This is a genomic window from Caballeronia sp. NK8 (assembly GCF_018408855.1).
GTDB lineage: Bacteria > Pseudomonadota > Gammaproteobacteria > Burkholderiales > Burkholderiaceae > Caballeronia.
In genome coordinates, this window is sequence record NZ_AP024322.1 from 329638 (window position 1) to 354595 (window position 24958).

At 63.8% G+C, this 24958-nt stretch carries 26 protein-coding genes and 1 other RNA gene; 12 read left to right on the forward strand and 15 right to left on the reverse strand.

All coding sequences use genetic code 11. The annotated features are described in order from the left end of the window. Positions 1 to 12: 12 nt before the first annotated feature. Positions 13 to 915, reverse strand: a complete 903-nt coding sequence (locus NK8_RS01585) for a class II glutamine amidotransferase (RefSeq protein WP_213226962.1) — start codon at positions 913 to 915, stop codon at positions 13 to 15. A gap of 180 nt (positions 916 to 1095) precedes the next feature. Between NK8_RS01585 and pyrC the strand changes: the two genes are divergently transcribed. The 3 genes from pyrC to rnpB all read left to right on the forward strand — a co-directional run bounded on the left by pyrC (position 1096) and on the right by rnpB (position 3417). Further along, a complete protein-coding gene (pyrC, locus tag NK8_RS01590) occupies positions 1096 to 2166 on the forward strand; it encodes a dihydroorotase (protein WP_213226964.1) in 1071 nt (356 codons plus the stop codon). A gap of 11 nt (positions 2167 to 2177) precedes the next feature. Beyond that, positions 2178 to 2984: a DUF3025 domain-containing protein gene (locus NK8_RS01595; protein WP_213226966.1), complete on the forward strand. Its 807-nt coding sequence runs from the start codon at positions 2178 to 2180 to the stop codon at positions 2982 to 2984. Between the two features lie 18 nt (positions 2985 to 3002). Further along, positions 3003 to 3417: RNase P RNA component class A (rnpB, locus tag NK8_RS01600), an RNA gene on the forward strand. Between the two features lie 67 nt (positions 3418 to 3484). Here the strand turns inward: rnpB and NK8_RS01605 are convergent. Continuing rightward, complete coding sequence (locus tag NK8_RS01605) at positions 3485 to 3907, reverse strand: OsmC family protein (RefSeq protein WP_014190403.1); 423 nt, start codon at positions 3905 to 3907, stop codon at positions 3485 to 3487. A 564-nt stretch (positions 3908 to 4471) separates the two neighbouring features. Here NK8_RS01605 and rplM point away from each other — a divergent pair. The 3 genes from rplM (at position 4472) to erpA (ending at position 5881) form a co-directional block, all read left to right on the forward strand. Further along, positions 4472 to 4900, forward strand: coding sequence for a 50S ribosomal protein L13 (gene rplM / locus NK8_RS01610; RefSeq protein WP_061172779.1), 429 nt, complete (start codon positions 4472 to 4474; stop codon positions 4898 to 4900). 11 nt (positions 4901 to 4911) lie between these two features. Further along, a complete protein-coding gene (gene rpsI, locus NK8_RS01615; protein ID WP_035497678.1) occupies positions 4912 to 5304 on the forward strand; it encodes a 30S ribosomal protein S9 in 393 nt (130 codons plus the stop codon). 211 nt (positions 5305 to 5515) lie between these two features. Next, a complete protein-coding gene (erpA, locus tag NK8_RS01620) occupies positions 5516 to 5881 on the forward strand; it encodes an iron-sulfur cluster insertion protein ErpA (RefSeq protein ID WP_162064852.1) in 366 nt (121 codons plus the stop codon). 69 nt (positions 5882 to 5950) lie between these two features. On the opposite strand, the gene NK8_RS01625 is transcribed toward erpA, so the two are convergent. Further along, the gene (locus tag NK8_RS01625; protein ID WP_213228435.1) at positions 5951 to 7081 is read right to left on the reverse strand and encodes an anhydro-N-acetylmuramic acid kinase; all 1131 of its coding nucleotides are present in this window, start codon (positions 7079 to 7081) and stop codon (positions 5951 to 5953) included. A 363-nt stretch (positions 7082 to 7444) separates the two neighbouring features. On the opposite strand from NK8_RS01625, the gene tyrS reads away from it, so the two are divergent. The 3 genes from tyrS to NK8_RS01640 are packed head-to-tail and all read left to right on the forward strand — an operon-like array spanning position 7445 to position 9811. Beyond that, entirely contained in the window at positions 7445 to 8701 is a 1257-nt protein-coding gene (tyrS, locus tag NK8_RS01630; RefSeq protein WP_213226968.1) for a tyrosine--tRNA ligase, read from the forward strand. 4 nt (positions 8702 to 8705) lie between these two features. Further along, positions 8706 to 9164 carry a D-aminoacyl-tRNA deacylase gene (dtd, locus tag NK8_RS01635; protein ID WP_213226970.1) on the forward strand — a complete coding sequence of 153 codons (459 nt, stop codon included), beginning with the start codon at positions 8706 to 8708 and terminating at the stop codon, positions 9162 to 9164. After that, positions 9161 to 9811: a histidine phosphatase family protein gene (locus NK8_RS01640; RefSeq protein WP_162064855.1), complete on the forward strand. Its 651-nt coding sequence runs from the start codon at positions 9161 to 9163 to the stop codon at positions 9809 to 9811. Before dtd ends, NK8_RS01640 begins: the two co-directional genes overlap by 4 nt. On the opposite strand, the gene ruvB is transcribed toward NK8_RS01640, so the two are convergent. Next, positions 9808 to 10869, reverse strand: coding sequence for a Holliday junction branch migration DNA helicase RuvB (ruvB, locus tag NK8_RS01645; protein ID WP_213226972.1), 1062 nt, complete (start codon positions 10867 to 10869; stop codon positions 9808 to 9810). The genes NK8_RS01640 and ruvB overlap by 4 nt on opposite strands. 119 nt (positions 10870 to 10988) lie before the next feature. Between ruvB and NK8_RS01650 the strand changes: the two genes are divergently transcribed. Continuing rightward, positions 10989 to 11435: a hypothetical protein gene (locus tag NK8_RS01650; protein WP_213226974.1), complete on the forward strand. Its 447-nt coding sequence runs from the start codon at positions 10989 to 10991 to the stop codon at positions 11433 to 11435. Between the two features lie 122 nt (positions 11436 to 11557). Here the strand turns inward: NK8_RS01650 and ruvA are convergent, their stop codons facing one another. From ruvA to NK8_RS01705, 11 genes are all read right to left on the reverse strand, one after another. After that, positions 11558 to 12139: a Holliday junction branch migration protein RuvA gene (ruvA, locus tag NK8_RS01655; protein WP_061172785.1), complete on the reverse strand. Its 582-nt coding sequence runs from the start codon at positions 12137 to 12139 to the stop codon at positions 11558 to 11560. 30 nt (positions 12140 to 12169) lie between these two features. Beyond that, positions 12170 to 12712: a crossover junction endodeoxyribonuclease RuvC gene (ruvC, locus tag NK8_RS01660; protein WP_162064856.1), complete on the reverse strand. Its 543-nt coding sequence runs from the start codon at positions 12710 to 12712 to the stop codon at positions 12170 to 12172. A gap of 88 nt (positions 12713 to 12800) precedes the next feature. Beyond that, positions 12801 to 14366: a bifunctional phosphoribosylaminoimidazolecarboxamide formyltransferase/IMP cyclohydrolase gene (gene purH / locus NK8_RS01665; RefSeq protein ID WP_213226976.1), complete on the reverse strand. Its 1566-nt coding sequence runs from the start codon at positions 14364 to 14366 to the stop codon at positions 12801 to 12803. Between the two features lie 64 nt (positions 14367 to 14430). Then, complete coding sequence (locus NK8_RS01670) at positions 14431 to 14664, reverse strand: Fis family transcriptional regulator (protein ID WP_040052966.1); 234 nt, start codon at positions 14662 to 14664, stop codon at positions 14431 to 14433. Then, complete coding sequence (gene dusB, locus NK8_RS01675; RefSeq protein ID WP_162064858.1) at positions 14661 to 15755, reverse strand: tRNA dihydrouridine synthase DusB; 1095 nt, start codon at positions 15753 to 15755, stop codon at positions 14661 to 14663. Before dusB ends, NK8_RS01670 begins: the two co-directional genes overlap by 4 nt. Before the next feature lie 213 nt (positions 15756 to 15968). Then, a complete protein-coding gene (locus tag NK8_RS01680; RefSeq protein WP_213226979.1) occupies positions 15969 to 17165 on the reverse strand; it encodes a UbiH/UbiF/VisC/COQ6 family ubiquinone biosynthesis hydroxylase in 1197 nt (398 codons plus the stop codon). 2 nt (positions 17166 to 17167) lie between these two features. Continuing rightward, positions 17168 to 18565: an aminopeptidase P N-terminal domain-containing protein gene (locus tag NK8_RS01685; protein WP_213226981.1), complete on the reverse strand. Its 1398-nt coding sequence runs from the start codon at positions 18563 to 18565 to the stop codon at positions 17168 to 17170. Positions 18566 to 18646: 81 nt separating this feature from the next. Continuing rightward, positions 18647 to 19951, reverse strand: a complete 1305-nt coding sequence (locus tag NK8_RS01690; protein ID WP_213226983.1) for a class I SAM-dependent RNA methyltransferase — start codon at positions 19949 to 19951, stop codon at positions 18647 to 18649. Between the two features lie 149 nt (positions 19952 to 20100). Continuing rightward, positions 20101 to 21543 (reverse strand): NAD(P)(+) transhydrogenase (Re/Si-specific) subunit beta, encoded by a 1443-nt coding sequence (locus NK8_RS01695; RefSeq protein ID WP_162064863.1) that lies wholly within the window; start codon positions 21541 to 21543, stop codon positions 20101 to 20103. Next, a complete protein-coding gene (locus NK8_RS01700) occupies positions 21543 to 21863 on the reverse strand; it encodes an NAD(P) transhydrogenase subunit alpha (RefSeq protein ID WP_061164611.1) in 321 nt (106 codons plus the stop codon). The genes NK8_RS01695 and NK8_RS01700 overlap by 1 nt, the downstream gene beginning before the upstream one ends. Before the next feature lie 19 nt (positions 21864 to 21882). After that, entirely contained in the window at positions 21883 to 23028 is a 1146-nt protein-coding gene (locus NK8_RS01705; RefSeq protein ID WP_213226985.1) for a Re/Si-specific NAD(P)(+) transhydrogenase subunit alpha, read from the reverse strand. A 223-nt stretch (positions 23029 to 23251) separates the two neighbouring features. On the opposite strand from NK8_RS01705, the gene NK8_RS01710 reads away from it, so the two are divergent. Both NK8_RS01710 and mnmA read left to right on the forward strand, forming a co-directional pair. Beyond that, positions 23252 to 23734: an NUDIX hydrolase gene (locus NK8_RS01710; RefSeq protein WP_213226987.1), complete on the forward strand. Its 483-nt coding sequence runs from the start codon at positions 23252 to 23254 to the stop codon at positions 23732 to 23734. Between the two features lie 7 nt (positions 23735 to 23741). Further along, positions 23742 to 24872 (forward strand): tRNA 2-thiouridine(34) synthase MnmA, encoded by a 1131-nt coding sequence (gene mnmA / locus NK8_RS01715; RefSeq protein ID WP_213226989.1) that lies wholly within the window; start codon positions 23742 to 23744, stop codon positions 24870 to 24872. Positions 24873 to 24958 lie beyond the last annotated feature (86 nt).

The following is a 24958-nucleotide window of genomic DNA, read 5'->3' on the forward strand; positions in this document are numbered from 1 at the left end:
AAGCGCCGTTTTTTATTCGATCCCGAGTTCCGATTCCACCGCCGCCGTCGTCTGAATCTCACCGATCTTCAGTGCCGATCCGACGCACGCCTTGGCAAGCGGCTCGGCCGCCTTCTTCGCGATTTCCTCCGGCACCGGGATATTCACCGTGCGCGAGAGATCGCCTTTCTGGAACATCGCGAGATCGCCGGGTGCGAAGCGCGTCCAGGTTTCGTTGTCGGTGAGCGGCGACGTGGCGATCACGGCGACGCGATCTTCCGGCGTCGTGTACTTGGCGAAATCGATCGACATGTCCGCATCGATCAGATGTGCCGTCGAGAACGGCCAGCTACGCACCAGATAGTACAAATGCGTCGAGCAGTGCGAGAACAGCGCCTGCCCGTTCGACATCAGGAAATTGAAGACGCCGTACTGCGTGATGTCGCGGGTGAGTTCTGCGAGCGCCTCGAAGAGTTCGTCGAGCGGCGGCTGCGAGCAGGGAAACGCGCGGCGCAGGCCTTGCAGCAGCGCGCAGAACGCGAGTTCGCTGTCGGTGGTGCCGACCGGCTGATAGACGCCGGAGAGTTCGGGTGCGTAGCCTTTCAGATCGCCATTGTGCGCGAAGATCCAGTGGCGGCCCCACAGTTCGCGCATGAACGGATGACAGTTCTCGAGCAGGATATGCCCCTGCGTCGCCTTGCGGATATGCGCGATCGTGTTCTTTGACTTGATCGGATAGCGCTTCACCATGTCCGCGAGCGGCGAGCTGGCCGACGACTGATGATCGATGAAAAGCCGGCAGGCCTTGTCCTCGAAGAACGCGATGCCCCAGCCGTCCGCATGATGATCCGTGACGCCACCGCGCGCCGCAAAGCCGGTGAACGAGAACGTCACGTCGGTCGGTTCGGCGCAATTCATTCCGAGAAGTTGGCACATGATGCTGGGGCGGGCGGCTTATGGCCTGTTGTTACAATACGTCCGACAAGCATATCACCGAGGTCGGGCCGAAAAAATCGCGCAACCGCTCATAACCGTGCGCGTTGTGGAATTTCCACGGCGATTTTTCCCTGGCTTCGCGTGGACCTGCGCCATTCCAACGTTCCCCGTCATCACGCCATGTCCGCTACCTCTTCCTCGCTCAATTCGCTCACGATCGCGCGCCCCGACGACTGGCATCTGCACGTGCGCGACGGCGCGACGCTCGCGGCCGTCCTGCCGCACACCGCGCGCCAGTTCGGCCGCGCGATCATCATGCCGAACCTGAAGCCGCCCGTGACGACGACGGAGCTGGCCGCGGCGTACCGCGAGCGCATTCTGGCGGCGCTGCCGAAAGACGGCGCGGCCGCGCGCTTCGAGCCGCTGATGACGCTCTATCTCACCGACAACACGCCGCCCGACGAAATCCGCCGCGCGAAGGCGAGCGGCTTCGTGCACGGCGTGAAGCTGTATCCGGCAGGCGCGACGACCAATTCCGATGCGGGCGTGACCGACCTCGGCAAGTGCGCGAAAACGCTCGAAGCGATGCAGGAAACCGGCATGCCGCTCTTGGTGCACGGCGAAGTGACCGATGGCGACATCGACGTGTTCGATCGCGAAAAAGTGTTCATCGACCGCGTGATGACGCCGTTGCGCCGCGATTTTCCGGCGCTCAAGGTCGTGTTCGAGCACATTACGACGAAGGACGCGGCGGATTACGTGCGCGAAGCGCAAGGGCCGATCGGCGCAACGATCACCGCGCATCATCTGCTCTATAACCGCAACATCATGCTGGTCGGCGGCATGCGGCCGCATTACTACTGCCTGCCGGTGCTCAAGCGCGAGACGCATCGCGTGGCGCTCGTCGAAGCGGCGACGTCCGGCAATCCGCGCTATTTCCTCGGCACGGACAGCGCGCCGCATCCGAAGGGCCTGAAGGAGCATGCGTGCGGCTGCGCGGGTTGCTACACGGCGCTGCACGCGCTCGAGCTCTACGCCGAAGCCTTCGACAAGGCCGGCGCGATCGACAAGCTCGAAGGCTTCGCGAGCTTCCACGGCGCGGACTTCTATGGTCTGCCGCGCAGCGCGGAACGGGTGACGCTGGAACGCGCATCGTGGACGCTGCCCGCCGAATTCACCGCCGGCGACGCGACGATCGTGCCGCTGCGCGGCGGCGAGTCGATCGGCTGGCGCTTCGCGGACGCGCATTAAGCCAGTCGCACGTGAGCGCGGGTTTCGCCGATATCGACTGGGCGCGGCCCTGGCTCGCGCCGATCGAAACGCGCGGCAGGCGCTGGCAGGCGGCCGCGCTCAACGGTTACGCGGACTATCTCGCGGCGTTGAACGAAGACGCGCTCCACGCCGCGCTCGTTACGGGTCGTGGCGAGCGGCTCGCGTTCATCGCGCAGGAAGAGCTGCCGGCGGGCGCGTCCTACGAAGGCCACATCGCGCGGACTGGCCGCGTGCCGACGCGCCACAATCTCCACGATTTCTTCAACGGCTCGATGTGGTTCGCGTATCCGCGCATCAAGGCAGCGCTCAACGCCCGCCAGGCGCAACAGATCGATGCGCTCGGCATCGGTCCGACGCGCGGCGGCGTGCGCGACGCCCTCACGCTCTTCGATGAAAACGCGGTGCTCTTCGCCTGCGCGGATGCATCGCTCGCCGATGCGTTGCGCAGCTTCGACTGGCGCATGCTGTTCGTCGTCGAGCGCGCGGCGTGGGGCGCGCGTTGCGAAGCGCGCATCTTCGGACACGCGTTGCTGGAAAAGCTCGTCGCGCCGTACAAGGCGTGCACGGGTCACGCATGGATCGTCGACGTCCCCGCCGACTATTTCTCACTCGACGATGCCGCCCGTCGCGCGCTGATCGACGAACGGGTGGCGCAACGGCTGAACACCGAACCGCTCGATAGCCGCGCGTTTGCGCCGCTGCCGGTGCTGGGAGTGCCGGGCTGGTGGCACGCGAACGCAGCGCCCGACTTTTACGACGATACGACCGTCTTCCGGCCGGGCCGCCGCAGCCGCTGATGCTAGAATCGATGCCGCAAAGCAGGCTAGGCAATCGCGGCCTCGACGGTTTCGGCCGAAGAGGGCGAGGAAAGTCCGGACTCCACAGGGCAGGGTGATGGCTAACGGCCATCCGTGGCAACACGCGGAACAGGGCAACAGAAAGCAAACCGCCGATGGCTTCGGGCGCGAGTCCGAAGATCAGGTAAGGGTGAAACGGTGCGGTAAGAGCGCACCGCGGACGTCGCGAGACGCTCCGGCACGGTAACCTCCACCCGGAGCAATTCCAAATAGGCAGGCGCGCATCCTCGCGATGCAGGACGGGGCCCCCGTCCGTCTGCGGGTAGGAAGCTTGAGCGCGTCAGCAATGGCGCGTCTAGAGGAATGATTGCCACGTGCGCTCGGCTTCGGCTAAGCGCGTGCACAGAATCCGGCTTATCGGCCCGCTTTGTCGTCATTCAAAAGAAAAGAGCCGGCGTCTCGCGACGTCGGCTCTTTTTGTTTGGGCTTGGCGCCGCGTCTTACGCTTCGACGATCTCGAACGAATGTGTCAGCTCCGCCGACTTCGCCAGCATGATCGACGCCGAGCAATACTTGTCGTGCGACAGGTTGATCGCGCGCTCGACCGTCGCCGGATTCAGATTCTTGCCGGTCACCGTGAAATGAAAGTGGATCTTGGTGAAAACCTTCGGGTCCTCGCTCGCGCGATCCGCTTTCAGCGTGACCGAGCAGCCCTGGATTTCCTGACGGCTCTTTTTCAGGATCATCACGACGTCGTAGGCCGTGCAGCCGCCCGTGCCGAGCAGCACCATTTCCATCGGGCGCGGCGCGAGATTGCGGCCGCCGCCTTCCGGTGCGCCATCCATATTGACGAGATGGCCGCTTCCCGTTTCGGCGGCGAAGGCCATGCCGTCTTGTCCCATCCAGCTAACTTTGCATTCCATGCTCAGGCTCCAGCTGCTCAGCGCGTCGTTACAGAGGCTTCATTGTAGCGGCTCAGGAAGTTTCGATCCGCCGCTGCTTACGAGCATCTACCGGTTGACGAAGCGAAAATCGGCGCGTGGATTCGGTCGCGGTGGGTTGGAGGACACACTCTAGATGCCCGTTTGACCGAAAATTCAGATAAACGAATAGGGTAACGTATTGATTTTGCTGTGGAAAATCCACGAAAAACTACCATATCAGAATTTCGAATTATGAAATTCATTTTCACCATGCAAATCTTCTTGCCTTGCAGCATGACCGTGCCTATACTCGTTCCTGTCTCCTCCACCTCCTCCTTGGTGGATTAAGCCCGAGCCACCGTTTGCTCGGGCTTTTTTTCGTCCATACGCCGCGTGAAGCAAAGCTTTGACGTCGCGCTCGAAATCCCTTTATAATTCAAAGTTCTCTTCGCCCTACGCCCGCGGAGAGAAGCTTGTGAGAGCCTGCACGCGTCCTGAACGCACCCATATAAGCAGGGCCGAACAAGTCAAAGCTCAAGGGCAGATCAATTTTTTGGATCGATCATGAAGACGTTTTCCGCAAAAGCCGAAGAGGTGACGCGCGAATGGTACGTGATTGACGCGACGGATAAGGTTCTCGGCCGTGTCGCCAGCGAAGTGGCACGCCGTCTTCGCGGCAAACACAAGCCTGAATTCACTCCGCACGTCGACACTGGTGATTTCATCATCATCGTCAATGCTGCCAAGCTGAAGGTCACCGGCAACAAGACCACGGACAAGAAGTACTATCGTCACTCGGGCTACCCGGGCGGCATTTACGAAACGACGTTCGGCAAGATGCAAGAGCGCTTCCCGGGCCGCGCGCTCGAGAAGGCTGTCAAGGGCATGCTTCCGAAGGGTCCGCTCGGCTACGCGATGATCAAGAAGCTCAAGGTCTACGCCGAAGCAACGCATCCGCATACGGCTCAACAGCCTAAAGCGCTCGAGATCTAAGGGGAGCCCACATGATCGGTAACTGGAACTACGGTACGGGCCGCCGCAAGAGCGCCGTCGCTCGCGTCTTCATCAAGTCGGGCAAGGGCGAGATCATCGTCAATGGCAAGCCCATCGCCGACTATTTCTCGCGCGAAACGTCGCTGATGATCGTGCGTCAACCGCTGGAACTCACGAACCACGGCACCACGTTCGACATCAAGGTCAACGTGAATGGCGGCGGTGAAACGGGTCAGGCAGGCGCGGTTCGCCACGGCATCACGCGCGCGCTGATGGACTACGACGCAACGCTCAAGTCGCAACTGTCGAACGCTGGCTTCGTCACCCGCGACGCGCGTGAAGTGGAACGTAAGAAGGTCGGTTTCCACAAGGCACGCCGCAGGAAGCAATTCTCGAAGCGTTAAGCGCTTCGGTTTCGCCGCCCCGGGTCTCCCGGTTCGCTGGCGAAGCTGCTGCAAAAGCCGCCCGCACCTTGGTGCCGGCGGCTTTTTCGCTTCGGCGCGGCGGAATCGGGGCATCTTGGATCTGCATATAGCCCATTGATTTTATGGACATTCGGCACGATATTGAGATCAGCCCTACAATAGCGGTTAGAAGCTTAATTGGAGAGTTCGAATGAGCGCTGTCAGCGACACCCCCACGACCGAAATGCCGATGCCGTTCGTCTTCACCGACGCGGCTGCGGAGAAGGTCAAGCAATTGATCGACGAAGAAGGCAATCCGGAACTGAAGCTGCGCGTGTTCGTGCAGGGCGGCGGATGCTCGGGATTCCAGTATGGCTTCACGTTCGACGAAGACGTCAACGAAGACGATACCGTGCTGGACAAGGCGGGCGTGCAACTGCTCGTCGACTCGATGAGCTATCAGTATCTCGTCGGCGCGGAGATCGACTATAAGGACGACCTCAACGGCGCCCAGTTCGTCATCAAGAATCCGAACGCCACTACGACCTGCGGTTGCGGTTCGTCGTTCTCGGTCTGAGCACGAATCAGTCGATGTAAGCGAAACGGAGCCTTCGGGCTCCGTTTTTGTTTGGTGCGCGGCCTAGTCCTAGTGCGGATAGATCGCGCCGAGCACGCGCGCGCCCGACGCACCCGTCACCGTGGGCAGATTGCCCGGCTCACGCGCGACGCATCGCATCGCGAGCCATGCGAAAGCGAATGCTTCCACTTGCTGCGGCGGCACGCCGAGCGCCTCGGTGGTCATGACTGGCACGCCGGCGACGCCGCCATCCTCCAGCGCCTGCTGCAGCATCTTCATCAGCACCGGATTGCGCGCGCCGCCGCCGCACACGTACACGGCGCGCGCGTCCGATGCGTGACGCGCGATCTCGCGGGCGACCGTCGTCGCGGTGAGGGCGGTGAGCGTCGCCTGGACATCGGCGGGCGCGAGGTTCGGGAAGGCGGCGAGTTTCGCATCCATCCACGCGGGATTGAACAGGTCGCGGCCCGTGCTCTTCGGCGGCGTCAGGTCGAAAAACGGTTCGTCTAGCAGGGCGTCGAGCAGCGGCCGATGCACTGCGCCTTGTGCCGCGAATTGCCCGCCATCGTCGTAGGGTCTTTGCAGATGACGCAACGCCCATTCATCGATCAGCGCGTTCGCCGGGCCGCAATCGAAACCGCGCACCTCGCCGCTCGCCGACAGAATCGTGATGTTGCTGATGCCGCCGAGATTGCACACGACGCGCGTCTCGTTCGGCGCGCCGAACATCGTCGCGTGGAACGCGGGCACGAGCGGCGCGCCCTGACCGCCCGCGGCGACATCGCGGCTGCGGAAATCAGCGACCACATCGATGCTGGTCATCTCCGCGAGCAGTGCGGGATTGTTGATCTGCCGCGTGAAGCCCTTTTCCGGCCGATGCCGCACCGTCTGCCCATGCACGCCGATCGCGCGCACCTTGGTCGACGAATAGCCGCTCATGCTCTGCAATTCGTGACAGCAGACCGCGTAGCGCGTGGCGAGCGCATTGGCCGCGAGCGCCGCGCGTTCGATCTCGTTGTCGCCGGGCGACTGCAATTCGAACAGCGCGTCGCGCAAGCCTTTCGAGAAGGACACATGCGCTTCGCCGAGCACAACCGGCGGCTTGCCCGTCGTGAACTGCACCGCGACGCCATCGACGCCGTCCATGCTGGTGCCGGACATCAAACCGAAGTACACGCCGTCCGCCTTGCCGGTTTCGATTGCTTCGGTCTTCTTTCCCACGCTGCTCTCCTCTTCGATGCGCCGTTGCCGGGTTTCGCCCAAGCGGCGATTATCCGCGTTATGGACCGAATCGTTAAGATGCCTCTGAACGCTGTCCGTATCGCGCGGCACGTTCCGATGCGCCGAAAGCCGCGCAAAACGGCTCGAAACGACACGAAAAGGCGCGAGCGGCGACGTCATCGCGTAAAATCCTGAGCCTGAACAAGCAATTGCGCGCGATTTCGTCATTTTCCGCGCGCGCCGTCCCTGCCGGCCAGGCCGGACCGCAACGACGGCATCGAGGCCACACTGCGCCGCCGATCCGCCTGCCATCGAACCCTTTTGACTTCACAAGCCGCAAGCATGACCACTGATTCCAACGCTTCTTCCGCGCCCGCGGCGCAGAGCTTTCCGATCACCGACGACGTGAAGAACGCGCTCGCCATCGCAAAGCGCGGCTGCGACGAACTGCTGATCGAAGACGAATTCGCGCAAAAGCTCGCGAGGAGCGCCGCGACGGGCAAACCGCTGCGCATCAAGCTCGGTCTCGATCCGACGGCGCCCGACATTCACATCGGCCATACGGTCGTGCTGAACAAGATGCGTCAGTTGCAGGACCTCGGCCATCAGGTGATTTTTCTGATCGGCGATTTCACGTCGCTGATCGGCGACCCGTCGGGGCGCAACGCGACGCGTCCGCCGCTTACGCGCGAGCAGATCGAAAACAACGCGAAGACCTATTTCGAGCAGGCGGCGCTCGTGCTGGATCGCGAGAAGACCGAAATTCGCTACAACAGCGAATGGTCGATGCCGCTCGGCGCCGACGGCATGATCAAGTTGGCGTCGCGCTACACGGTCGCGCGCATTCTGGAGCGCGAGGACTTCACGAAGCGCTTTCAGGGCGGCGTGCCGATCTCCATCCACGAATTCCTGTATCCGCTGATGCAGGGCTACGACTCCGTCGCGCTGAACGCGGACCTCGAACTCGGCGGCACGGACCAGAAGTTCAACCTGCTCGTCGGCCGCGAATTGCAGAAGCAGTACGGCCAGGAACAGCAGTGCATCTTGACGATGCCGCTGCTCGAAGGTCTCGACGGCGTCGAGAAGATGTCGAAGTCGAAGCACAATTACGTGGGCATCAGCGAAAAGCCGACCGACATGTTCGGCAAGCTGATGAGCATTTCGGACGTGCTGATGTGGCGTTACTTCGAATTGCTGTCGTTCCGCAGTATCGAGGAGATCGCGCGTTTCAGGCAGGAAGCCGAAGGCGGCCGCAATCCGCGCGACTTCAAGGTGATGCTCGCGCAGGAGATCGTCGCGCGCTTCCACTCGTCGGCGGATGCCGAGCGCGCGCTCGACGACTTCAACCATCGCGCGAAGGGCGGCGTGCCCGAGGATATTCCTTCGGTGACGCTGGCTGGCGCGCCGATCGCGATCGGCCAGTTGCTCAAGCAGGCGGGTCTCGTGCCGTCGACGAGCGAGGCGCTGCGCAACATCGAGCAGGGCGGCGTGAAGATCGACGGCGCGACCGTCTCCGACAAGGGCCTGAAGATCGAGGCGGGCGAGTTCGTCGTGCAGGTGGGCAAGCGCCGCTTCGCGCGCGTCACGCTGACTGCCTGACCCGATGATCGCGCTCATTCAGCGTGTGAAGCGCGCCGATGTGCGTGTGGGCGAGCGCGTGACCGGCGCGATCGACGCAGGCCTGCTCGCGCTGGTCTGCGCCGAGCGCGGCGACAACGAAGCCGCCGCCGACAAGCTCCTCGCGAAGATGCTCGCCTACCGCGTGTTCAGCGACGCCGCCGGCAAGATGAACCTGTCCGTGTCGAACATGGATGGCGCGGGTCGCGCGGGCGGCGTTCTGCTGGTATCGCAATTCACGCTCGCCGCCGATACATCGAGCGGCCTGCGTCCGAGCTTCACGCCCGCCGCGCCGCCCGACGAAGGCAAGCGGCTCTTCGACTACTTCGTCGGGCAGGCGCGTGCGAAGCATCCCATCGTAGAGACGGGCGAGTTCGGCGCGGAGATGCAGGTCTCTCTCGTGAACGACGGACCGGTCACTTTCTGGCTTCAGGTACGTCCATGACGACTCAGGTTCTTTTCATCCGGCACGGCGAAACCGACTGGAATCGCATCAAGCGCATTCAGGGGCATATCGACATTCCGTTGTCCGAGCATGGTTTCCTGCAAGCGGAACAACTCGGGCAACGCCTCGCGCGCGAAGGCCGGATCGATGCCGTGTATTCCAGCGATCTGCAACGCGCGCAGCAGACGGCGCGTCCTTTCGCGGATGCGCTCGGGCTCGAATTGCGTTTATCGGAAAGATTGCGCGAGCGGTTCTACGGCGCGTTTCAGGGCCACGACAGCGACGAGATCAACGACAAGTTTCCCGCCGAATATGTCGAATGGCAGACGCGCGATCCCGGTTTCGCACCGCCCGGCGACGGCGAATCGCAGCGCGTGTTCTATCACCGTGTAGTGCACGCGATGGAGCCGATCGTCGCCGCGCATCCGGGCGGACGTATCGCCGTGGTCGCGCATGGCGGCGTGCTTGACTGCATCTATCGGTTCGCGATGAAGCTGTCGCTGCACGAGCCGCGAAACTGGCCGCTGCTCAATTGCAGCGTCAATGTGGTGGACTACGCGGATGGTGGGGCAACGGTCGTGTCGTGGGGCGATGTCACGCATCTGTCCACGGATACCGACGACGACAATCTGCGCAAGCGCGCCTAGCCGTTACTCGTATCCCAGAGATCGCGGATAGGACCCGCATCGGGCGCCGCGATGCCGAAGTGCCGATACGTGAGCATCGTCGCGACGCGCCCGCGTGGCGTGCGCTGCAGGAAGCCTTGCTGGATCAGATACGGCTCCAGAACATCTTCGATCGTATCGCGCTCCTCGCCGATGGCCGCAGCGAGATTGTCCACGCCGACCGGACCGCCATCGAACTTGTGCAGGATCGCTTCGAGCAGCTTGCGATCCATCAGGTCGAAGCCGACGGGATCGACGTCGAGCATCTTCAGCGCGCGGTCGGCGACATCGGCGGATATCGTGCCGTCCGCTTTCACTTCGGCGTAATCGCGCACGCGGCGCAGCAGGCGGTTCGCGATCCGCGGCGTGCCGCGCGAACGCTTCGCGATTTCCAGCGCGCCTTCGGGCACGATTTCGGCCTTCAGCAGCGACGCCGAACGCGCCACGATGCGCGCCAGTTCACTCGCGTTATAAAACTCCAGCCGCGACACGATGCCGAAGCGATCGCGCAGCGGATTCGTCAGCATGCCCGCGCGCGTGGTCGCGCCGACGAGCGTGAACGGTTGCAGATCCAGCTTCACGCTGCGCGCGGCCGGCCCTTCGCCGATCATGATGTCGATCTGATAATCCTCGAGCGCCGGATACAGGATTTCCTCGACGACCGGCGAAAGCCGGTGAATTTCGTCGATGAACAGCACGTCGTTGGCTTCGAGATTGGTGAGCAGCGCGGCGAGATCGCCTGCGCGCTCCAGCACCGGCCCCGATGTCTGCCGCAGATTCACGCCCATTTCCCGCGCGATGATATGCGCGAGTGTCGTCTTGCCGAGACCCGGCGGTCCGAACAGCAGCACGTGATCGAGCGCCTCCGAACGACGCTTCGCCGCTTCGATGAAGATTTCGAGCTGGCCGCGCGCCTTTTCCTGCCCGATGTATTCATCGAGCTTGTGCGGACGCAGCGCGCGCTCGAACGCTTCCTCGTTCGGCGAGACGGGCTTGGCCGTGATGACGCGTTCGGCGGCGAGTTTGTCGGTTTCGATCATGGGTCGATTGTACAGCGAGGTTTCGCGGGGAGAAGCTGGCCGAATGGGTGAATGGCGGGCAGTGCAAATGGGCGGCAGAGTCTGCACGTTCCATACGACGCTGCGCACAGCAACGAGACATGCCGCTCTACGACAACGGTTTATATCTGATCCAGGTGAATCTGGAGGAATTGCAACAGGGCCGGAGAGTATTGGCCGTTCCCATCGGTCGCTTGACCAGCGTGCAGCATCAAGCCGTCAATTCGCACAGGCTGGCTCACGAGTTGCCAAAATTGGGCGACCCGGAGATCGTTTTCATCGGCAGACATGTTCACGAGAGTCGTATCGTGCGGGACAGCTACAGCGTCGGCGACGTTCTCACGCAGATCACGAGCGCGCTGGACGCGGAATCGGTCGTCGTGTCGTCCCGGAAAATGACCGCGCTGGATGCGCCGGTGCTTCGAACGGATGGCTACGGGAACGAGGTGCGAGATCGGGCGATACTCGAACTGACCCAGCGCAAACCGCGCGCAGAGCTTTTCTCGGTCATTCCGAAGGGCGACATCCGCAAGCCGCCTGTGCGTTGAAAAAGAAAAAGGCCGCTCGAAAGCGGCCTTGAATGCTCTGAAGCGTTCGCCCGGGTAACTTGAAACCTCCGGCGCACCAACGCTCCAGGCCACTATCTTAGCATCGATTCGAACCGTACCGTTCACCCCTTCGAAAGCGCCTTCAACGCCATCTTGATGCCCTCGGACACACCGGTTCCCGCCGGCACGTTCTTGATCGCCGTGAGCGCTTCCTTCTCGGAATAGCCGAGCGCGAGCAGCGCATTGAGAATGTCGGACGCGTGATCCGACTGCGAGACCGTGCCCGCAATGGCGCCGAGATCCGCGCCGAGCTTGCCCTTCAGTTCCAGCAGCAGACGCTCCGCCGTTTTCTTGCCGATGCCCGGCACGCGCGTGAGGCGCGCGGCGTCCTGCGTCGTCACGGTCTGCGAGAGTTCATGCACGCTCATGCCCGAGAGCACCGCCAGCGCCATGCGCGCGCCGATGCCGCTGATCTTCAGCAGCTCGCGGAACGTCGAGCGCTCCTGCGCGGTGAGAAAACCGTACAGCAGATGCGCGTCCTCGCGCACGATCAGTTGCGTGAGCAGCACGACCTTTTCGCCGGCATTCGGCAGGTTATAGAACGTGCTCATCGGCACGTCGATTTCGTAGCCGACGCCATTGCAGTCGACGAGCAGGTGCGGCGGATTTTTTTCCAGCAGAACGCCGGCGATACGACCGATCATGTGTTCGAGCCAAAGAGAAGAGAAGTGTTGTTAGCCGATGAGCCGTCCGCGACGCACGCGCAAGCCTTTCTTCGCAAGCCCCGGCGCGATGCCGCCGAGCGCCGCGAGACCCGTGCCGCCGTGCGCGTGACAGATAGCCATGCCGAGCGCGTCGGCGGCGTCGGTGCTGGGCACGCCGGAGAGGCTCAGAAGCCGCACGACCATCTGCTGCATCTGCTCCTTCGTCGCGCGTCCGTAGCCGACGACAGCCTGCTTCAATTGCAACGCCGTGTACTCGGCCACCGGCACGCCGCTCGCGACGAGCCCGCAAATGGCCGCGCCGCGCGCCTGGCCGAGCAGCAACGTCGATTGCGGATTGACGTTGACGAAGACCTTTTCGATCGCGGCCTGATCCGGATTGTGCTGCGCGACCAGTGTCGAGATGCCGCTGAAGATCGTGTTGAGACGCGAAGGCAGATCCGCATCGGCCGTCTTGATGACGCCGCTCGTCACGTAATTGAGCGTGTGCCCCGTCTTGTCGATGATGCCGAAGCCCGTCACGCGCAGGCCGGGGTCGATGCCTAGGATTCTCATTCGTTCGCGATGCGCCTGTGCAAATCAAAAAGGCCTGCTTGCACCGCGTTCGGCGCAAACAGGCCAATCTTAAATGAACCCGCAGTGATTAATGGCGGAAATGACGCGTGCCGGTGAGGATCATCGCGACATTGTGCTCGTCGGCGGCGGCGATCACTTCGTCGTCGCGCATCGAGCCGCCCGGCTGGATCACGCAGGTCGCGCCCGCGTTCACGACGACATCGAGGCCGTCACGGAACGGGAAGAACGCATCCGACGCCACCGCAGAGCCGTTCAGCGTCAGGCCGGCGTTCTGCGCCTTGATGCCCGCGATGCGCGCCGAATCCACGCGGCTCATCTGGCCCGCGCCGACGCCGAGCGTCATGCCGCCGCCGCAGAACACGATCGCGTTCGACTTGACGTACTTCGCCACGCGCCATGCGAACATCAGATCGTCCATTTCCTTGGGCGTCGGATGGCGCTTCGTCACGACGCGCAGTTCGTGCGGCTGCACGTTCTTCGCATCGAGCGACTGCACCAGCAGGCCGCCGCCGACGCGCTTCAGATCGAACGCGTTGTGACCGTCGCCGAGCGCGATTTGCAGCAGACGCACGTTCTGCTTCGCCGTGAACACCGCGCGCGCGGCTTCGCTGAACGATGGTGCGATCAGCACTTCGACGAACTGCTTCGCGACGGCCTGCGCGGTGGTTTCATCGACTTCACGATTGAACGCGATGATGCCGCCGAACGCGGAAGTGGGATCCGTCTGGAACGCCTTCGCGTAAGCTTCGGCCGCATCCGCGCCCACTGCCACGCCGCACGGATTCGCGTGCTTGATGATGACGCAGGCGGGCGCATCGAACGTCTTCACGCATTCCCACGCGGCGTCCGAATCGGCGATGTTGTTGTACGACAGTTCCTTGCCTTGCAACTGTTCGTAGTTCGCGAGCGCGCCGGCGGGCACGGACAGGTCGCGGTAGAACGCCGCGCTCTGATGCGGGTTCTCGCCGTAGCGCAGGTCCTGCACCTTCTCGAACGCCATGTTGAAGGTCGCCGGATACGTGTTGCGGCTCGAATGCTGCAGCTCTTCGGTGAGGCTCGTCAGATAGTTCGTGATCGCGCCGTCGTATTGCGCGGTGTGCGCGAACACCTTGGTCGCGAGACGAAAGTTCGTCTTGTAGCCGACGGCGTTCTTGTTCGCGCGCATTTCGTCGAGCACGGCGGCGTAGTCAGCCGGATCGACGACGACCGTCACATCGCGATGATTCTTCGCCGCTGAGCGCAGCATCGTTGGCCCGCCGATATCGATGTTCTCGATCGCGTCTTCCAGCGAGCACTTCTCCTTCGACACCGTTTCGACGAACGGATACAGATTCACGACCAGCAAGTCGATGGTCGGAATGTCGTGCTTCTCGAGCGCGGCCATGTGCTCGGGCAAATCGCGGCGCGCGAGGATGCCGCCGTGAACCTTCGGATGCAGCGTCTTCACGCGCCCGTCGAGCATTTCCGGAAAGCCGGTGTAGTCGGCGACCTCGGTCACGGGCAGGCCCGCGTCGGCGAGCAGTTTCGCGGTGCCGCCGGTCGAGAGGAGCTTGACGCCGAGCTCCGACAGCGATTTGGCGAAATCGACGATGCCGGATTTGTCGGAAACGGAGAGGAGCGCTTGCTTGATCATGATGAACACTGAAACCGAAAAGGGAACCCAGGCCGGACCGAGGCGCGTGCCCCGGTCCGATGAATCAAATCAATCCATGCTGCTGAAGCTTCTTGCGTAACGTGTTGCGGTTGATGCCGAGATATTCGGCCGCGAGCGATTGGTTTCCGCCCGCCTGCTCGAGCACCACTTCGAGCAGAGGTTTTTCCACACACGAAATCACCATGTCGTACACGTCGTGCGGGTTGGAGCCGTCCAGATCCTGAAAGTAGTTGTCGAGGCTCTGGCGGACGCATTGTTCGATGTTATGTCTGCTCATGCGGCAATCAGTCGGTCTGTCGTGTTGTTGAGCGCGCCGCACGATTCTTCCCCGTCCGCGTCTTCGGCGTCACCGGACTCGTCTACGTAGACGAGACGGTCGGACAACGCCTTTTGTGCGTCGAAGAATTCGTTGACGGCGAGCAATTGTTCTTTGGTCGTGTCCAGCGTATTCATCCGGTGCCGAAAGGTGTTGGCGCCGGAAAGGCCGCGAGTGTACCAGCCGATGTGCTTGCGCGCAGTCCGAACGCCCGTGAATTCCCCGTAAAAGGCGTAGTGATCTTCGAGGTGTTCGTTCATCACCTGCTGGATCTCGTCGATGCGCGGCGGCGGCAGGCGCTCGCCCGTCTTCAGAAAATGTTCGATCTCACGGAACAGCCACGGACGTCCCTGCGCCGCGCGGCCAATCATGATGGCGTCGGCGCCGGTCGCGGCGAGCACGTCGCGCGCTTTTTCGGGCGTCGTGATGTCGCCGTTCGCGACGACCGGAATCTTCACCGACGCCTTCACGGCCGCGATGGTGTCGTACTCCGCGTCGCCCTTGTAGAGATCGGCGCGCGTGCGGCCGTGGACGGTGAGCATCGAAATGCCCGCGTCCTGCGCGATGCGTGCAATGGTCAGCGCGTTCTTGTTCTCGCGATTCCACCCCGTGCGAATCTTGAGCGTGACCGGCACCGCGTCCGGACCCACGCCGACCGCCTGCACCACGGCTTCCACGATGCGCGCGACGAGCGGCTCGTTCTGCAGCAGCGCCGAGCCCGCCGCGACGTTGCACACCTTCTTGGCCGGACAGCCCATGTTGATGTCGATGATCTGCGCGCCGTTCGCGACGTTGTGGCGCGCGGCTTCGGCGAGCATCTGCGGATCGGCGCCGGCGATCTGCACGGAGATCGGCTCGACCTCGCCCGCGTGATTGGCGCGGCGCATGGTCTTCTCGCTTTTCCACAACTGCGCGTTCGACGCGACCATCTCCGACACCGCGTAGCCCGCGCCCATGCGCTTGCAGAGCTGCCGGAACGGGCGGTCGGTGACGCCTGCCATCGGAGCGACGAACAGGTTATTGCGCAGAACATGTGAACCGATGATGGGCATGAAGGCTAAAGGACCCGCGCTGTCGGAAGTCGGCCGAAGCCGCGTCAGGCGGATGCAACGTTTCTGAAGGGGAAACCACTATTTTAACGCGAAGCGCGTGCTGAATTTAAGAGCAATCGCGTGCAAGTCTTTAAATCTTCTATGAAAGCGCGGGCGGTCGTAGAGGATAAGTTCATCGACTTGCCACTGACGATTGCCTTTTTCCAGGTCGAATCAGCGTCGCTGGCCGAACATCATCTGGCGGGCGAGGGCGGTTTTTACCGGCGGCAGGAATTCGAGCGCGGTGAGCGCCAGTCCGCGCATCGCGGCCAGCGGCGGGAAGTCGATCGTGAAGAGGCGCGCGAGCGTGTCGGTGGCGGTGATCGTCAGACGCCGGTCGAGCGCGCGACGTTGCGCGAAGCGCGCGAGCGCGAGTGGGCGCGGGCCATCGGCGGACAGCGCGTCGGTGAGCGCGAGCGCGTCGCGCAGGCCGAGATTCAGCCCCTGTCCCGCCACCGGATGCAGCGTTTGCGCCGCATTGCCGATCGCGACGGTGCGCCGGTCCACGAGCACGTCGAGCGCGGTCAGCCCGAGCGGGAAGGCGGCGCGCGACGCGATGCGCGTGAAGCGGCCCATGCGCGTGCCGAAAGCCGCGCCGAGTTCGGCGAGGAACGTGTCGTCGTCGAGTTGCATGCGGCGCGCGGCTTCATCGGGCGAGCAGCACCAGACGAGCGAATAGTCCGCGTGGCGCTGGCCGCCGCACGGCAGGAGCGCGATCGGCCCTTCGCTCGTGAAGCGCTCCCACGCGACATTCGCGCGCGGATCGGACACGCTCACCGTGCCGACGATGGCCGTCTGCCCGTAATCCCGCGCGCGGCGCTCGCCGGGCGCGGCGACATCGCGTTTCTGATAGAGACCGCCTTCGGCATTCACCAGCACCTTCACGCGGATGGTGCGCTCGCCGCTCGCCGATTGCAGCGGCAAAGTGACGCCATCGTGATCCTGCAGCGGCGCGAGGGCGGATGTGTCGGTGAGCCAGTCGACATGAGTAGCGCGCACCGCGTGGGCCAATGCGCCGACCAGCGAGCCGTAGCGGGCCACGTAGCCCAGTTCGGGCAATTCGTGTTCGTCGTGCTCGATCAAGGTGCGCCCGAAATGCCCGCGCTGCGATACGTGAATGTGGCGGATCGGCGTGACGTCGGCGGGAAAGCCGAGCGGCTGGAGCATCACGCGGCTGCCGTGCGACAGCGCGAGCGCGCGCGGATCGTTCACGGCGGCTTCGGGCGTGCGCGCATCGATCAGCGCGATCGAAAGCCGCGAAGTCGCGCTGCGGCGTGCGAGCCAGCCGGCCAGCGCGAGCCCGACCGGCCCCGCGCCGACGATGGCGATGTCATAGTCGAAATGCGGTTCGATGCCTTGAACGTCGCTCATGGTCAGTATGTGTTTGATTCGCGCATAAGCGCTTCGATCTCTTCGGCGGCGACGGGTACTTCACGCGTGAGCAGCTCGCAGCCGTCTTTCGTGACGATGGCGTCGTCCTCGATGCGAATGCCGATGTTCCAGTACCGTTCGGGCACATCCTCGGCCGGGCGCACGTAGAGCCCCGGCTCGATTGTCAGCGCCATGCCGGGCACGAGCGTGCGCCACGGACGCGCGCCTTGCTCATCGAGCGGGCCGTCCGCCTCGCGATATTCGCCCGCGTCGTGCACGTCCATGCCGATCCAGTGTCCCGTGCGATGCATGTAGAAGCGCGCGTAGGCGTGTTGCGCGAGGACATCGTCGACGCTGCCGAATTTCGTCTTGTCGAGGATTCCGGTGTCGAGCAGGCCTTGCGACAGCACTTTGAGCGCGGCCTGATGCGGGGCATCGAAGCTGACACCGGCGCGTGTCGCGTCGACGGCAGCGGCCTGCGCGGCCAGCACGATGTCGTAGAGCTCGCGTTGCGCGGGCGTGAAGCGGCCGCTCGCGGGGAAGGTGCGCGTGATGTCGGAGGCGTAGCCGTCGAGTTCGCACGCGGCGTCGATGAGGATCAGGTCGCCGTCGCGCGCGATCGCGTTGCCCGCCGGATAGTGCAGCACGCACGCGTTCGCGCCCGCCGCGACGATCGATCCGTACGCCGGCGCCTGCGCGCCGTGGCGGCGGAACGTGTAGAGCAACTCCGCTTCGATCTCGTATTCGCGCATGCCGGGACGGCACGCGCGCATCGCGCGCCGGTGCGCTTCGGCGGAAATCGATGCGGCGCGGCGCATGATCGCGATCTCGTGGGCGTCTTTGACGAGGCGCATCTCGTCGAGGATCGGCAGCAGATGCTCTGCCTTCGCGGGCGCGCGCACGCCGCTACGGCTCTGCGCGCGCACGGCGGCGAGCCAGTCGCGCACCTGCGCGTCCAGTTCCGCCGATGTGCCGAGCGCGTAATGCAGCGCGGGCTTGCCGGCGATCAGGCGCGGCATTTCTGCGTCGAGTGCGTCGATGGGGAACGCCGCGTCGAGACCGAAGGCGTCGCGCGCGGCCTCGGGGCCGAAGCGAAAGCCTTCCCACGTCTCGCGCTCGACGTTCTTCTCACGGCAGAAGAGTATCGATGCGGGCGCGCCGTTCTGCGCGCTCGCGTCGAGCACGAGCGTCGCATCGGGTTCGTCGAAGCCCGTCAGATAGTAGAAGTAGCTGTCGTGACGGAAAGGGTAGTCCGTGTCGCGATTGCGCATGACTTCCGGCGCGGTCGGCACGATGGCGACGCCGCCGCCTTGCGCACGCAGCGCGGCGAGCACGCGCTCGCGACGCGCGCGGTAGATATCGACGGCGATAGGACTGGCGAGTTCGGTCGGTGAGTTCATGCGCCGATTGTAGCGCCGGCTTGGCGATGACTGCACTCGGCCATTCGGCCTATTGCGCCGGCGCGCTCGCGCACGGCAAGCTTACTCGTCGGCCGGACGATTGCGCACGCTGCCCGCGATCAGATCGAAGCGGAACAGGCGGCATTCGAGCGCACCATTGAAGAGCGGCGTCTTGGTGGATTCGCGCAGCCGCAGCAGGCCCGGCAGCTTGCGGTCGGACGTGAGCACGTAGGCGCGCCAGCCGGGAAACCGCTGCTTGAGCGCGTTGCCGAACGAGATGAAGAACTCGGTGTCGGCGGGATCGGGCTGCGCGCGGGCGAATGTGTCGTCGTCTTCGCGGCGGCTGCGCGCCGTATCGCGGATTTCGCCGCGCGGACCGCGCCCGCGCACTTCGATACGCTCGCCGTATGGCGGATTCGCGAGCAGGATGCCGGGCGCGTCGGCCGGCGGCACCATATTGCGCGCGTCGACCTGCTTGAGCGACAGGTCCGTGATGCCCGCGCGGCTCAGGTTCGCGCGCGCCTTGTCGAGCATGTCGCCGGAGATGTCGCTGCCGAAGATGTTCAGCTCGGCCTGCGAGGCGCGCGCGGCGCGGCGTTGTTCGAGCGCGGCCGTCTTGAGCTTTTGCCACATGCCGGGGTGAAATGGCTTGAGCTTTTCGAAGCCGAAACGCCGATCGTTGCCCGGCGCGATATTGAGCGCCGTTTGCGCGGCTTCGGCGAGGAAGGTGCCGCTGCCGCACATCGGATCGAAGAGCGGCGTGCCGGGTGTCCAGCCGGTGAGGCGCAGAATGCCCGCCGCGAGATTCTCGCGCAGCGGCGCGGCGCCTTTGTCGAGACGCCAGCCGCGCTTGAAGAGCGGCTCGCCGGAAGTGTCGAGATAGAGCGTGCACTCGTTGATCGTGAGGAACGCGAACACGCGCACGTCGGGCTGCGCGGTGTCGATGCTCGGACGCGCGCCGGCGACATCGCGCAGACGGTCGCAAACGGCGTCCTTCACGCGCAGCGTAGTGAATTCGAGGCTCTTGAGCGGCGATTTGATCGCGGTGAGGTCGACGCGCATCGTCTGGCTCGGCGTGAACCATTGCTCCCAGCGCTGCCGATGCGTGAGTTCGTAGATGTCGTGCTCGTTGCGATACGGGCCGTGCGCGACCTTGAGCAGCGCGCGGCTCGCGATGCGCGAATGCAGGTTCGCCGCCATGCCCGCGACCCAGCCGCCACGGAAATGCACGCCGCCGGGCACCTGCGCGCCGACGACCAGCGATCCGCCGCCCGACAGCGGCGCGCCGGCGACATGCCGTTCGCCGATCTCCGCGAGCTCGGCGGCAAGAGGTGCTTCAAGACCGCGCGGGCAGGGGACGAACCAGTCGAAGAGAGGGGAGGACATGAGAGGCGTTTCTGGCGTTCAAAGGCGGTATTGTACGCGGGCGGTCCGCTGGGCATGCTGCGCCGTTTCATCGTCGGAAAAAGAAAGCGCCAGCCTCCGCAGTGGGAGGCTGGCGCGATCGGCCTAGCGGTGTACGAGCCGCGTAATGCTTACTCCACCGCCTTCATCATCTCCTCGACCACCTTTTTCGCATCGCCGAACACCATCATCGTCTTGTCCATATAGAACAGTTCGTTATCGAGACCGGCATAACCCGCCGCCATCGACCGCTTGTTCACGATGATCGTCCGCGCCTTGTACGCTTCGAGAATCGGCATGCCCGCGATCGGCGATTTCGGGTCGGTCTTCGCGGCCGGATTCACCACGTCGTTCGCCCCGAGCACCAGCACGACATCCGTCTGGCCGAATTCGCTGTTGATCTCGTCCATCTCCTGCACCATCTCGTACGGCACTTCGGCTTCGGCCAAGAGCACGTTCATGTGCCCCGGCATCCGTCCCGCGACCGGGTGAATCGCGTACCGCACATCGATGCCCTTCTCGACGAGCTTGTCCGTCAGCTCCTTCAACGCGTGCTGCGCGCGCGCCACGGCAAGACCGTACCCCGGCACGATCACCACGCTTTCCGCGTTGCCGAGCATGAACGCGGCATCGTCGGCGGAACCGGATTTGACCGGCCGCTGCTCCGTCGCACCGCCCACGGCCGCACCGCCAGCCTCGCCGCCGAAGCCGCCGAGAATCACGTTGAAGAACGAGCGGTTCATCGCCTTGCACATGATGTACGACAGAATCGCACCCGACGAACCCACCAGCGAACCCGCGATGATCAGCATCGGATTGTTCAGCGAGAAGCCGATGCCCGCCGCCGCCCAGCCCGAGTACGAGTTCAGCATCGACACGACCACCGGCATGTCCGCGCCGCCGATCGGGATGATGATCAGCACGCCCAGCGCGAACGCGATGATCGTCATGATGATGAACGGCAGCCACGATTCGGTGAGCATGAAGATCACGCCGAAGCCGATCATCGCGATGGCGAGCAGCAGGTTGATCAGATGCTGGCCCGAATACGTGACCGGCGCGCCCTGAAACAGCCGGAACTTGTACTTGCCCGACAGCTTGCCGAACGCGATGACCGAACCCGAGAACGTGATCGCGCCGACGAACGTGCCGATGAACAACTCGACGCGATTGCCATACGGAATCGGATCGCCGGGCGGCGCGAGTCCGAACGCAGCCGGCTCCGCAACCACGCCATACGCGATACACACCGCCGCGAGACCGATCAGCGAGTGCATGGCCGCGACGAGCTCGGGCATCTTGGTCATCTCGACCTTCGCCGCGATATACGCGCCTGCGCCGCCGCCGACGATCAGCGCGACGAACAGCAGCGACAGCCCGAGCGCCAGATTCGCTTCGAGATACGCGGCCTGCTTCACGATCAGCGCGAGCGTGGTGAGAATGGCGATCGCCATGCCCGTCATGCCGAACGTGTTGCCGATGCGCGCGGTCTTCGGATTGGACAAGCCCTTCAGCGCCTGGATGAAACACACCGAGGCGACGAGATAGAGGAGTGTGACGACGTTAAGGCTCATTACACGCCCTCCTTGCTGGCAATCTTCTTCGGCTCTTTCTTCTTGAACATCTCCAGCATTCGCCGTGTGACGAGAAAGCCGCCGAACACGTTCACCGCCGCGAGCAGCACGGCGAGCGTGCCGAAAAACTTGCCCGCCACGCCGACCGTCAGGCCGACCGCGAGCATCGCGCCGACGATCACGATCGCCGAGATCGCGTTGGTCACGGCCATCAGCGGCGTATGCAGCGCGGGCGTGACGTTCCACACCACGTGATAGCCGACATAAATGGCCAGCACGAAGATGATGAGGTTGATCACCGTGTGATTGATGACATCCATGTGCGTCTCCGTATCGGCGTTAAGCGGCCGGACGCGTGACTTGTCCATCGCGGCACTGGAGCGTGGCCGCGACGATGTCGTCCGCGAGGTCGATGTTGAGCGTGCCTTCCTTGGTCAGGATCAGCTTCAGGAAGTCCAGAAGATTGCGGGCGTAGAGCGCGGAGGCATCGGCGCCGACCATCGAAGCGAGATTCGTATGGCCGACGATATGCACGCCGTGCTTCATCACCACCTGATCGACTTCGGTGAGCGGACAGTTGCCGCCTTTGCGTCCCTCGAACTCGGGACCGCGACCCGCGGCGAGATCGATGATCACGGAGCCCGGCTTCATGTGCTTGACCGTTTCGACGGAGATCAGCGTCGGCGCGGGGCGGCCGGGAATCAGCGCCGTTGAGATGACGATGTCCGCCGCCTTCGCACGCTCGTGCACCTGCGCCGCTTGCCGCGCGAGCCAGCTTGCCGGCATCGGGCGCGCATAGCCGCCGACGCCAACCGCCGCCTCGCGTTCCTCGTCGGTTTCGAAAGGCACGTCGACGAACTTCCCGCCGAGCGACTCGATCTGCTCCTTCACGGCGGGACGCACGTCGGACGCTTCGACGACCGCGCCGAGACGCTTGGCCGTCGCAATCGCCTGCAGGCCCGCTACACCCGCGCCGAGCACGAGCACGCGCGCCGCCTTCACGGTGCCGGCGGCGGTCATCAGCATCGGCATGAAGCGCTGGTAATACTGGCAGGCCATCAGCACCGCCTTGTACCCGGCGATGTTCGCCTGCGACGAGAGCACGTCGAGGCTCTGCGCGCGCGTCGTGCGCGGCGCGGCTTCGAGCGCGAACGCGGTGACACCCGACGATGCGAGCCGCGCGGTGTTTTCAGTGTTGAATGGATCGAGCATGCCGATGAGCACGGCGCCCGGCTTGAGCATCGCCAGTTCACTTTCGCTCGGCGACTGCACCTTGAGGACGATCTCGGCGGAAAAGGCCGTGGCGGCATCGACGAGATCCGCGCCCGCTTGCGCGAAGGCATCGTCGATATAGCTTGCCGGCAAGCCCGCACCGCTCTGGACAGAAACGCGATGTCCTTGCGTGACGAGCTTTTTGACCGTTTCGGGCGTGGCGGCGACGCGCGCCTCGTTCGCCCGCGTTTCTGCAGGCACTCCAATGTGCATCTTCAATTCTCCTGTCTTTGTTGCCTTCGTCACCGGGCAAGGGCTTAGGAAGGCTTAAGGCTGAGTTTTTTATTTCAAATGCTGGAACTGACGGCTATCGCAACTGTAACCGAAGAATGCGCCCGCAAGAATGCGATCCGGCACTCGTTCCGCATTCGACGCTCAGCGCTTACCCTTAGGACGGCCGGGCGGGAACGCCGCCGGGACGGTAAAATATCTGACCATGAAATCAGATACTTGGGCCCCCCACGTTACGGTGGCCGCCGTCGTCGAGCGCGACGGGCGCTTTCTCGTCATCGAAGAGCACACGTCGGCAGGGCTGCGAATCAACCAACCGGCCGGTCATCTCGAGGCGGGCGAAACGCTCGTCGAAGCGGTGATTCGCGAGACGCTCGAAGAAACGGCGCATCGCTTCGAACCCGAGGCGCTCGTCGGCGCGTACATGACGCATTTCACAGGGCCGGGGCGCGATGTCACGTATCTGCGATTCACGTTCTGCGGCAAGTCGTCGGGCGAAGAGAGCGGTCGTTCGCTCGACGAAGGCATCGTGCGCGCGATGTGGCTCACGGCCGACGAACTGCGCGCGTCGGCGGAGCGGCATCGCACGCCGCTCGTGATGAAGTGTGTCGACGATTACTTGTCCGGGCGGCGCGTGCCGCTCGATTTCATTCATACGCATTCGGTCGCGCCGGTGGTGCGGGCGTGATATCCCTATGAGCAAGCGAAAGGTAGTGGTGGGCATGTCGGGCGGCGTGGATTCGTCCGTGACGGCATGGCTTCTGAAGGAGCAGGGCTACGACGTGGTCGGCCTCTTCATGAAGAACTGGGAAGACGACGACGACGGCGAATACTGCTCGACGCGTCAGGACTGGATCGACGTGGTATCGGTCGCGGATCTGATTGGCATCGACGTCGAGGCGGTCAATTTCGCCGCCGAATACAAGGATCGCGTGTTCGCGGAATTCCTGCGCGAATACTCGGCCGGCCGCACGCCCAATCCCGACGTGCTGTGCAACGCCGAAATCAAGTTCAAGGCGTTCCTCGACCACGCGATGTCGCTCGGCGCGGAAACCATCGCGACGGGGCACTACGCGCGCGTACGCGAGCACGACGGGCTGTTCCAGTTGCTCAAGGCCACCGATTCGACCAAGGATCAGTCGTACTTCCTGCATCGGCTGAATCAGACGCAATTGTCGAAGACGCTGTTCCCGCTCGGCGAAATCCCGAAGACGAAAGTACGCGAGATCGCCGCGCAGATCGGCCTGCCGAACGCGAAGAAGAAGGATTCGACCGGCATCTGCTTCATCGGCGAACGGCCGTTCCGCGAATTCCTCAACCGCTATCTGCCGACCAAGCCGGGCCCGATGAAGACGGCCGAAGGCAAGGTCGTCGGCGAGCATATCGGGCTTGCGTTCTATACGTTCGGGCAGCGCAAGGGCATCGGCATCGGCGGCGCGAAGGACGGCAGCGGCGAGCCGTGGTTCGTCGCCGGCAAGGATATGGCGAGCAACACGCTGTATGTCGTGCAGGGACACGATCACCCGTGGCTGCTGTCGCCGACGCTCGTCGCGGGCAACACGAGCTGGGTCGCGGGTTTCGCGCCGGAAGAGGGCGCGGGGTGCGGCGCCAAGACGCGTTATCGGCAGCAGGACGCGGCGTGCCGCTTCGCCAATGCCGACGACGCCCGCTTCGCGCTCCATTTCGACGAAGCCCAGTGGGCGGTGACGCCCGGGCAATCCGCCGTGCTGTATCAGGGCGACGTGTGTCTCGGCGGGGGCATCATCGAGCACGCGACGGTGGGGCAGGAATCGTCGCAGGCTGCGTTGCTTTCTGCCGCGCGCTGAGGTCCGGCAGGTTGGTTCATCGGCGAGCCCCGGCTGTGTCCGGGGCTTTTCATTTTCCCTATCGATCCGATAAAAGCTTTTTTGAT